Here is an 11,161-nt window from a genome sequence, read left to right as displayed (position 1 = left end):
CTACGTCAGCCCCTAAATTTAATGTTGATAAAGCGGGTGCTGTACTCAACAATGGATTGCAAACCAGCCAAATCCAGCTTGCTGGTGAAGTCACCAAAAACCCTAATCTACGCACAAAAGCGGCTACGATCATTTTAAATGAAGTGGTAAGCCGTAATCCATCACATCTTGCCGGTAAACAAGAGATTGCAGGTCAAGCTGCTGATTATGTATTAGCTAATCCAAATGGAATCAGTGTTGATGGTGCTGGCTTTATTAATACGCCAAGAGCCTCTTTAGTAGTAGGGAAAGCAACTGTTGAAAGTGGTAAGTTAGCAGGTTATCAAGTCGATGGTGAGAACAGCTTAACAACAAAAGGAAGCATATCAGGAACGTCAAATGTGGATCTTATTGCACCAAAAGTAAATATTGCCGGTAAGATTCAATCAAATAACGGAAACGTCAATATTGTTCAGGGGCGTAATAAAATTGAACGTGCAGATGACGGTCAATTAACGATTAACGTATTACCACAACAAGAAAAAGTATTAGATGGTAAAGTCGCTGGCAGTATTCAGGCTGGACGAATCCGTATTCACTCAACAGATGAACGAGCCAATTTATCAATTACTGGCAGTAATTTAGAAGCTAAAGAAGTTGTCGTCACCGCTGGGAATGCAAAATTAAATGGTACTGTTACAAAAACAAATCTGGGTACATTTAAAGAAATTAAAGAACCGGACAAATTCGTAGGTAGCCGTACATCAAATAAAAATACTGAGCACTTTACAAAAACTACGGTAAAAGCTGATTCTGTCATTGTAGTGGCCTCTAATCATTTAGATATTTCTGGTGCTGATATTCAGTCAAAAGATGCAGTATTAGTGGGCGGAAAAACACATTTAGGTGCACAAAAAACCAAAAAAAATGAACTTATTGGCGATAGCCGTACTAGAAAACATGAAAAAATTAGAGAAACCTCATGGAGCGAAACAGAAACTACGCATAGTACATCCATTAAAGCGGATAGTCTTAAACTTGTTGCATTAGATGGTCAGCTAACAGGAGATGCAACGCAAATTGATGCAGTAAATGTAGCATTGCATGGGGAAAAAGGAGTTGTATTTAGAGGCGTAAAAGAACTAAATCACTATGATGACTCTGTTCAATTTAAAAATCTTTCACCAAAAAATAAAACAGGAAGTAGCCGTCAATCTGCCAATGCCCAAAAATATGCTCCAAGTAAAATGAATGTAAAAGGTGATTTGATTGTATCAAGTGCTTCAGATATTCAATTTGCAGGAACTATTGGGCAAATTGATGGTGATTTCGTGCTCGCAAATGCTGGAAAACTTCAATTTAATTCAGAAGAAGTAGTAAATGATCATAACGTTGATGATAAAGAGAAATATTGGGGCGGATTCGCAGGCTCAAAAACACTAGCTTCAACTAGAAATGATAGAGAACAACATGGTGCAGATTTTACTGTTAAAGGCGCAATCCTTTTAGACTCGAAAAAAGGGGTGAATATTTCTGGAAGCCGAATAATTTCTGGCAAAGATGCTCTGGTGAAAGCAAATGACGGAAACCTCGTTTTAGATGCAGTATCAAATGTAAGTAGCTATGAAGAAAAAGGACGTAAAGGCACAATTTTTGATATTACCAAAGAGCGTACTAAAGGTTATAAATTGGTCTATACCAGAAAAGGTGCTGAGTTGGGATCTCAATCAAATTTACAGTTAGTTACCGATAAAAATGTCAATATTGTTGGTAGCCGTGTGCAAGCGGGTGGGGCTCTTGATATTATTGCAGGCGGGAAAATTAATATCCTAGGTAGTCAGGATTACCTCACGCAAAGCTACACGCAATCTGGTATTGGTTTTACCACGAAAGTGGAGAAGCCAACACTATTCATTGATAAAGAAGGGCTAGCAAAATCATCAATTGATCTGTTAGCCGATGTGATTGCAGGTAAAGTAAAACGTAATGAACAGGCGAACAATTTGGCTGATAATGTCAAAGATAATTTGAAATTTAAAGGCGAAGCCAGTGCAACATTTGGTTTTTATAAACACTCTAAATTGAAAGAAGAGCATACCTATAATCCATCGGAAGTCAGTGGGGCTAGTGCAAATTTAACGGCTAATAGCGTCAATGTGACAGGAAGTAAGGTTGTGGCAACTAAAGGCGATCTGAATATTAGCGCTAACAATGTGAATACCAAAGCACACCATGATTTCTCTCATACTTCTAAAGTTAATACAGATTTCGGTATTACAAATACAGTAACGGTCACAGAGAGTAGCATAACCAACAAAATATCCTTAGGTCTTCAACATACAGATAAAGACAAAACCACCACTACCGCTAAAGGAAGCCAACTTTCTGCAGCAGGTGATCTCAATATCAATGCAAATCAACATATTGGGCATAAGGGATCTCAGCTCACTGCAGGTGCAAACATTTCCGAAAATGCGAAGAGCGTTTCTCATATTCCAGAATATAATACAGAAAATGATAAACAGAAGAACTTTGATTTGGGCTTAACCTTAACCACCTCAGTGGATAAAAATAAAACCGTTAATGGTAGCCTTGTACTCGGCATTTCTGGCGGTAAAGAGAGTAATTCTGCAAGTAATGCACAAAGTACAACGCTCACAGCAGGTAAAGACATCAATGTCAATACGACTCGTCTGATGGATGTTGGCACACAATATCAAGCCGGGGGAGACGTTAATCTTGATTCACAAGCCCACAACATTCTATCGGCACACAATACTAAACAGAATGAGAGATTAACCGCAGGCTTAACGATTGGCGTGAGTGCAACAACTAAAGATTTTGCGACCGCTAATGTAGCTGTGAATGCGGGTATTCATTTCCAAAAAGATCAAAGTAATTCTACAACAGCCCATAAAGCGAATGTACTGGGCAATAATGTGAATATTACAACTGGTACATTGAACAGCCAAGCGGATATTGCAGCAAATAATAATGTCAATATCAATGCGGATAAAGTAAACTTTACCCAATCACAAAATACCAGTTCGCACAAAGGTGGTGGTTTTACCCTAAATGTTGGAGTGGGGTCAATTGTGATTCCGGCAGTGAGTGCAGCTGTCCCATCTGTTGATGTAAATTTTACGGCAAATGGACATAAAGGAAACCGTACTGATGCTGTTTTACATAATGTACAAGGCGGTAATAATGTAGATATTCACGGTAAAGATGGGGTAAACTTACAAGGTACAAACGTAAATGCAGGTAACAACGTCTCTATCACAGGTGATACGGTTAATATTCAACCGGGTAAAAGCCAAGTCCAAGATCTAAATGTTTCTGTAGGTGGTGGAGTAAGTGTCGGTGCAAATACCTCAAGTCTTGGCATTAATGGTCATGTGAATGTTCAATATGAAAATAGTACAACTCATCAAGGCGTATCCATTAATGGTCAGAACATCAATATTCAAGGACAAAATGGCGTTAATTTAACAGGCATATCGTCAAATAGTACTAACCTTAACTTAGATGGTGGTAAAGGAGACGTAAACTTAAATGCGGCCGTTAGTAACGTCAATAAAACGGGCGTTGATGTCGGATTATCATTAAATGGTGGTCTTAGCGACAACAAATGGACACCATCCAATGGTTCTGGCAAATTAAATGTTGATGTTGTACGCAATGCAACTCACGCAACGACCGATTTAAATGCACAAAATGCAACTATTTCAGGTCATAATGCACACTTTAATGGTAGTAGCGTTAATGCACCAAATGTAACCAATAACCTGACAGGCAGTGTTACAAGTAACTCTGTTACGGATAAAGTGAGCGAAACCAGTGTACACCTTTCTGCAAATGGAAGTGGCAAATTTACCCCATATCCAGCAGATAAATGGGCAGAAAATGTTAGAAAAGATTGGGATAATGGAACGATTGCAGGCGTGAAAGCTGATGTTAATGTGAAGGTTGATTCGACTAAAACTGAAAATGTAAAACATGGCGGTATTAATCCACCGAAACCGCAAATTGTTAAAAACCAAGTCGTTAAAACGAATATTAATTTAACTACCGATCAAAAAACACGTGTTTTAGAACTGGTGAAACAACGCAGACGTAGATAAATCATTTACTAAGCTTAATAATTTGCCGAAACTATTGTTAATAATTTGGAATACAATGTGTTTCGGCAAATTTTTTTAATATAAAGCAAGCGATAACCTCTAAGTAACAATAAGGCTATGGCTTTTTGTCTATGCCGGCTAGCACAAATTAAGGTGGACGTTTAGCTATCTTAAAACCCGTAATATTCAACGTATAAAATTAAGAAAGAGAATATCCCAATTGCGAATATTTTCGTACATCATTTCTATACAAAATGTGAGTTTTAGTTACTCTTGAGGGGAAGTTCAAGAAAGATCGACAATAATCAGTCAATTTTGATGGGAGAAATCCCGCCTTTAAGGCGGGAAGTCATATTAATAATGAATCTGACGTTTCATTGCTTCTGCAACTAATTCAGCTTCGGGACCTAAAATCACTTGTAACCCATCATTGCCTATTTTGATTGTCCCTTTTGAACCGAGGGATTTAAGCTGTGCTTCATTGATGTTGTTGTGATCAACCAAGGTTAATCGTAATCGAGTGATACAGGCATCAATATGCTTGAAGTTTGCTTTTCCCCCCAAGGCATCAATAAATTTGATTGCGGTTTCTTCGCGAGAGGTAGTTTCGACCACCGTGCTGTCTTCGTGCGTTTCTTCTTGTTCTTCACGCCCAAGGGTTTTTAGGTTGAATACCTTGATTGCGGCACGGAATATCACATAGTAAATAGCAAAGAAAACTACGCCTTGTACAATGAGCATATACCAATTCACTGCAAGTGGATTACGAGAAGAAAGCACCATATCCACTAATCCGGCACTGAAACCAAAGCCTGCAATCCAGTGCATACTTGCTGCAATAAATACGGAAAGACCGGTTAAAAGTGCGTGAATGACATAAAGAATTGGGGCGACGAACATAAATGAAAATTCAAGTGGCTCGGTAATCCCGGTGAAGAAAGAAGCAAAGGCGGCAGCCAGCATAATTGAAGCCACTTTCGTTTTTTGGCTTGGTTTGGCACTGTGGTAAATGGCCAAGGCTGCACCCGGTAGACCGAACATCATCACCGGGAAGAAGCCTGCTTGATACATACCCGTTACCCCGACCGTAGCCGTACCTTCAGCAAGAGATTTTGCGCCGCCAAGGAAATTTGGAATATCGTTAATGCCCGCGACATCAAACCAGAAAACGGAATTTAAGGCATGGTGTAAGCCCACTGAAATGAGCAAGCGGTTAAAGAAACCGTAAATACCCGCACCAATTGCCCCTAAATCTTTGATTGATTCACCGAATGCAACGAGCCCGTTAAAAATAGGCGGCCAAACATAGAGAAGCAGGAAAGAAAGGGCAATCATCACGAACGCCACCACAATCGGGACAAGGCGTTTTCCGCTAAAGAACGACAGGGCTTTCGGTAATTCCACCTGATAGAAACGATTATAAAGTTCAGCAGAAATGACACCAATTAAGATCCCAATAAATTGGTTGTTTATTTTACCGAAAGCGGCAGGGACTTGGCTTGGGTCAATATGCTGTAATTGTGCGACACCGCCCGGTGAAAGCAAGGTTGTTACTACATAAAACCCCACCAAGCCGGAAAGGGCGGCGGAACCGTGTTTGTCTTTGGATAAACCAAAAGCGACCCCCACGGCAAACAATAAGCCCATATTATCAATAATGGCTGCTCCTGATTTGATTAATAATGCAGCCAATTGACTGTTTGCCCCCCAACCGTCAGGGTCTATCCAATAACCGATCCCCATTAATAGTGCGGCGGCAGGCAAGGCGGCAACAGGAACCATCAATGCCTGTCCGATTTTTTGTGCATAGCTAAGAATACTCATAAATACTCCTTAGATTTTTTATTCACCGCTTGTAAGGATACTGTTCACAAGCGGTCGTTTATCTTTATTCGTGGTTATTCCACGGTTAATTTTTTACCGTCATAGCTTAACGTTTTCACCGAGGTTAAGGCTTTTCCACCGTCGGTTTCACCACCAATTAACAGCACTTTATTATCATAAGAAACGGATAATCCATAGCCGATATTCATTGGTAGCTCGCCAATAATACGCCATTTTCCATTATTGAAGGTATAAATTTCCTTATGCCATGCTTTGTTTAACCCTTTGTGAGCGTGCAACATACCTGATTTAAATTGTTTTACAGAGCCCGGGAAGTTTGCCCCACCGGTAACTAAATAATACCCATGGCTATAACCTGCCATTGCACCGGCTAAACCATCTTGGCTTTGACCTTCAGGGGCGGGCAAATCCGGTAGATTTTTCCATTGTACGCCTTGATTGGTGAATTGACCTTGGTGGGTTTCTGCGGTGCGAAGGCCGGGTTTAATTTCGCCATTGACGACCATTAACGCATTGCCTTGAATGGTCAATGCCGCACCGGCACGACCGGAAAATGGCAGGCGACCTTCATTACGCCATTGATTGGTTGAAGGCTCATAGCTTAATAATTCCGTGGTAAAGAAATAATCTTCCGGGCGTTGGTTGAAATAGGTGGCGGTGATGGCTTCTTTTTTCATTTTATCTTCACCGGCAGCCACCATATCTTGGAAGAAACCGTTGAAGAGAGCAAGATTGGAGCCACCGACAATGTAAACCTTATCGCCATATGATGCACCGGATGAGCCCACTAAACCTCGTGGTGAGCGGGTTGGCAATTTTGTCCAAGTATTGTCCGTTGGATTATATTGGTAGGCATCATTCACCAATTGAAGCTCACCTTTTTCATTTTTTTGCAAGCCGCCAAAAACATAAAGTTTTCCCGCTACTGCGGCTGCAACGGGCTGATTGCGCTCTCCTCCCGGGAAGGCGGCAATTTCTTGCCATTGTGCAGCAGGATCTTTTAGGTTAAGGGAATAGAATTTATCGCCACCGGAACCTAATCCCACATAAACGGTATCACCGATTAACGCACCGGCTCCGCTTTTAATGCCCACAGGCAGATCCGGATAAGCCTGAGCGTTTGCAGAAAAAGTGAGGGCGGCAAAAAGTGCTGTGCATAATGCTGTTTTTGTTCGTTTCATCATAAACCTCATTTTGGTTAATGTTAGGGGGGCTATTCATAAAACAGCATTGAATAGCGTGTGATTTCAAGTGCGGTCAAAAATGAGAGTATTTTTAACCGCACTTTGGATTATCTCTCCTTTACGGAATCAACAGATTTGGTATAAAGGTAATAATTTGTGGGAACACCGTAATTAAAACCAACATCGCAAAGATAGGGACTAAGAACGGTAATACCCCTTTGGTGACGGTAGATACCGACATATTGCCGACACGGGCGACCACAAAGAGCGCCATGCCCATTGGTGGCGTTAAAATACCGATCATCATATTTAACGTGGTCATCACCCCAAAGAATACAAGGTCGATATTAAATTGCATTGCAATGGGGATAAGCATTGGCAGTACTAAGAATTGCAATGCTAAAGCATCAATAAACATCCCCAAGAAGAGCAACAAGGCATTAATCATCACTAAGACCATTAACGGCGAATCCGCCACGGCAACAAATACATCGGCAATACGCATTGCCACTTGTTCACGGGCGATCATATCGCCGAAGAAAGTCACCGTCATAATCATTAATGCCACCACACCGGTAATTGCCATGGCTTCAACACAGCTGTTGAAAAGCATTTTTAGGGTGAGCTCTTTGTAAACAAATTTTCCTATGATTACAGAATAGGTTGCAGCGACCACCGCAGATTCTGTTGGGCTAAATAGCCCGGAGAAGATCCCACCAATAATTAATAATGGCGTTAAAATTGCCCAAAATGCGCTTTTAAATGCGGTGCAAAGCTGTTCTCTAGAGGCTTTTGGTGTGCTTGGATAACCCCGTTTTTTAGAGACATAATAATTCATCGCCATTAAAGCAATAGTGATCAATACACCCGGCACGAAACCGGCAATAAAGAGTTTGGCGATGGATTCGTTGGCAATCACACCATAAATGATCATCGCAATGCTTGGTGGCACTAAAGGACCGATAATACAAGAGGCAGCGGTGATCCCTCCGCAAATGTCATCATCATAGCCGGCATCACGCATGGCTTTAATTTCAAGTTGACCTAAACCGCCCGCATCGGCAAGGGCAGAGCCTGACATACCGGAGAACAATAAACTTGCGCCAATATTCACATGACCCATTCCGCCGGTATAGTGCCCCAGCAAGGCTTTGGCAAAGTTAAAGATCCGTTCTGTGATTCCCCCTGTATTCATCAATATACCGGTGAGAATATAAAATGGCACGGCAAGTAATGGGAAACTATTTAGGCTATATACCAATTTATCTGAGGCTGCATTAACAACATTCCAGCGGGTCATCGTGAAATAGAGGAGGGTTGCAATGAACAGTGACCAACCCACAGGCACCCCTAAGAACATAATGACAAGCCACACAAGCAAGGCGACATAGACGGCACTTGAGCCTAATTTCACATAGTTGGTAAAACGTAGCACTTTAAACCAGTCGGGAGCGAGGAATAAAATCGCCAGTAAAATGACCGCACTTATGATGAAAAATGTGGCAGGTAAATAGCTTTTCCCTTCTTTAAAATTATGTGCTTGGGCTTGGAAAAAACGCACCATCATCAACACGGCGATGATAGGCAATGACGCAAAAATCCATTTTTCAGAAATGCCACCCAGAGCATCAATAGGGAAGGAAGCACTCATAAAATTCCGAATACCAAAGTGAATAAAAAAGAAAATACCGATAAAAATAATGAGTTGAACAAAGGTATTGGCAATTTTTTTGATTCGCTCGGGCATCAAATTCGTTAAGAAATCAATATAGACGTGTTCTTGTTTTCTGATTGCCACACTAATTCCGAGCATCCCAACATAAACAAAAAGGAGTTTTGCAAGTTCTTCACTCCAGATGAGTGGGGATTGAAAAACTTGTCGGGAAAGAATTTGGGCGATAAGAATACAAAAGATGACGAGAAATAAAACGCCACCAATCCATTCTTCAAGTTTGTTAGCAATTTTCATACTTCACTCCATGAAAGAAGACCAAAGGAAGCAAGATGAGATGAAGTGCGTCAAATCGTTGACGCACTTGGTATGATTATTTATTGATAGCTTCAATTTCTTTTAATGCCGCTTCCCCTTTGCTACCGGTTTGTTTTACAAACTCAGCGTAAAAGGGTTTCATTGCCTCTTTAAATGGGGTGAGATCCGGATGAGTGACGGTGACGCCTTGTTTCTCAAAGAACGTCACGAGATCTTTTTCACCCTCAACAAATAATTTCGTGTGGTATTTTGCCGCATTATCTGCTGCCTCTTTCACTACTTTTTGCAGATCTTCCGGTAAATCTTGGTAGGTTTCATTACTCACCAAATAAAGTTGATCGTTCAAAATATGATTGGTCATAGCTAAGAATTTCTGCACTTCATAGAACTTTTGCGCTTGCACAGTGGCTAATGGATTTTCTTGCCCATCCACAGAATTGGTTTGAAGGGCAAGATAGACTTCCGAAAAGGCCATTGGCGTTGGGGACGCACCAACATATTTAGCGTATGCCAAATTAGTGGCAGCGTTAGGTACGCGAAGTTTAAGCCCTTTCATATCCGCAATGCTATTAATGGCACGGTTTGAAGTGGTTTGACGTGTACCGTTATAGGCTTGCGATAATAATGTCACGCCTAATTCTTTGTTCATTTTTTGAATGAGATCTTGCCCAAATTGAGTGTTATACAGGGCTTTTTGTGCCACCTCGTAATTAGAAATGACATAAGGGAGGGCAAATACTGCTGCTTCAGGATAGAACAATTGGAAACGGGCAGATTCTGCAAAAGTAAAATCAAGGGCTCCGTCTTTCAATTGTTTTAACATTGCACGGTCATCACCCAACTGTGAACTTGGGTAAAGCGACACTTCAATTTTACCACCGGATTTTTCTTTCACCTCCTTGGCGAACATTTCTGCGGCTTTATATTCATTTGATGATGTGCCGGCATTCATACCAAATTTTAAATCATAATCTGCAGCAAAAACGGTGGAAGACAGACCAAAAGTCACAGCAGTGGCAAGAAAGAGTTTGGTTAATTTCATAATGTTGCTCCTGTTGAAAACTATCGGGGTGATAGTGTTGTGATGAGAAGAGATTTGGTAAAACGGTATCCAAAGTATTTTTCGCCTTCCATTCTAAGAGTAAAAAATATTTTTTTGAATAGATTATGGAGTTTTATTTCAAATTTGAGACATTGATCACATTTGAGAAAAAATACTTCAAAAATGAATTTAAAATGAAATATTGTTTCTATATAATGCTTACCAATGATAAAAAAAGTGAGACTTTAGCGATTTCGACTAAAGTCATTCACTCGAATAAAAACGAGGAGTCTCTATATGTCTAGACTGGCAAAAGAACAGATTTTCCAACAGCTTCAAAAGGGGTTAATTGCCTCTTGTCAACCCGTTGATGAGGGACCGATGGATAAGCCTGAAATTGTGGCAGCCATGGCGCAAGCCTCTGTGATTGGTGGAGCGGCAGGGATTCGTATTGAAGGGGTGGAAAATTTAAAAGCCACTCGAGCGGTCGTCAGAGTGCCGATTATTGGCATTGTAAAACGTGATTTACCGGATAGCCCCATTCGCATCACCCCTTTCTTGCAAGATATTGAAGACTTGGCGAGCGTGGGAGCGGATATTATCGCCGTGGATGGCACCCATCGCCCTCGCCCGGTTGATTTAGAAAGTGCGGTCAAAAAAATTCATGAATTAGGTTGTCTTGCTATGGCAGACTGTGCCAATTTGGAAGAAGGGCTACATTGTCAAAAACTCGGCTTTGATATTATCGGTAGCACAATGTCCGGTTATACCGGAGGAGAAGTGCCAAAAGAACCGGATTATCAATTGGTGAGGGATTTAAAAGCAGCAGGCTGTCGGGTGATGGCAGAGGGGCGTTACAATACGCCGGAGTTGGCGAAAACGGCGATAGAAATCGGTGCGGATTTTGTCACTGTGGGATCCGCCCTGACCCGCCTTGAACATATTGTCGGTTGGTTTGCCGATGCGGTGAAGTTCGCCAAATAAAATGGCATTTCCC

6 protein-coding genes are annotated in these 11,161 nt (G+C 41.2%); 2 read left to right on the top strand and 4 right to left on the bottom strand.

Translation table 11 applies throughout. From position 1 onward, the window contains the following. Positions 1-4,103, top strand: a 4,103-nt coding sequence (locus BKK52_RS04045) for a two-partner secretion domain-containing protein (protein ID WP_077478000.1), incomplete at its 5' end; no start/stop codon positions are given. A gap of 354 nt (positions 4,104-4,457) precedes the next feature. On the opposite strand, the gene nagE is transcribed toward BKK52_RS04045, so the two are convergent. The 4 genes from nagE to BKK52_RS04025 form a co-directional block, all read right to left on the bottom strand. Beyond that, a complete protein-coding gene (gene nagE / locus BKK52_RS04040) occupies positions 4,458-5,927 on the bottom strand; it encodes an N-acetylglucosamine-specific PTS transporter subunit IIBC (protein WP_077477999.1) in 1,470 nt (489 codons plus the stop codon). 74 nt (positions 5,928-6,001) lie between these two features. Next, positions 6,002-7,129, bottom strand: coding sequence for an N-acetylneuraminate epimerase (locus BKK52_RS04035; protein WP_077473941.1), 1,128 nt, complete (start codon positions 7,127-7,129; stop codon positions 6,002-6,004). A 121-nt stretch (positions 7,130-7,250) separates the two neighbouring features. Continuing rightward, positions 7,251-9,101 (bottom strand): TRAP transporter large permease subunit, encoded by a 1,851-nt coding sequence (locus BKK52_RS04030; protein ID WP_077477997.1) that lies wholly within the window; start codon positions 9,099-9,101, stop codon positions 7,251-7,253. 76 nt (positions 9,102-9,177) lie between these two features. Continuing rightward, positions 9,178-10,167, bottom strand: coding sequence for a sialic acid TRAP transporter substrate-binding protein SiaP (locus BKK52_RS04025; protein WP_122983430.1), 990 nt, complete (start codon positions 10,165-10,167; stop codon positions 9,178-9,180). Between the two features lie 294 nt (positions 10,168-10,461). Between BKK52_RS04025 and BKK52_RS04015 the strand changes: the two genes are divergently transcribed. Further along, entirely contained in the window at positions 10,462-11,148 is a 687-nt protein-coding gene (locus BKK52_RS04015; RefSeq protein WP_077477994.1) for an N-acetylmannosamine-6-phosphate 2-epimerase, read from the top strand. The last annotated feature ends 13 nt before the right edge of the window (positions 11,149-11,161 follow it).

The sequence above is a fragment of the Rodentibacter trehalosifermentans genome, assembly GCF_002000545.1.
Lineage (GTDB): Bacteria > Pseudomonadota > Gammaproteobacteria > Enterobacterales > Pasteurellaceae > Rodentibacter > Rodentibacter trehalosifermentans.
This window is presented reverse-complemented; position numbering and strand designations above follow the sequence as displayed.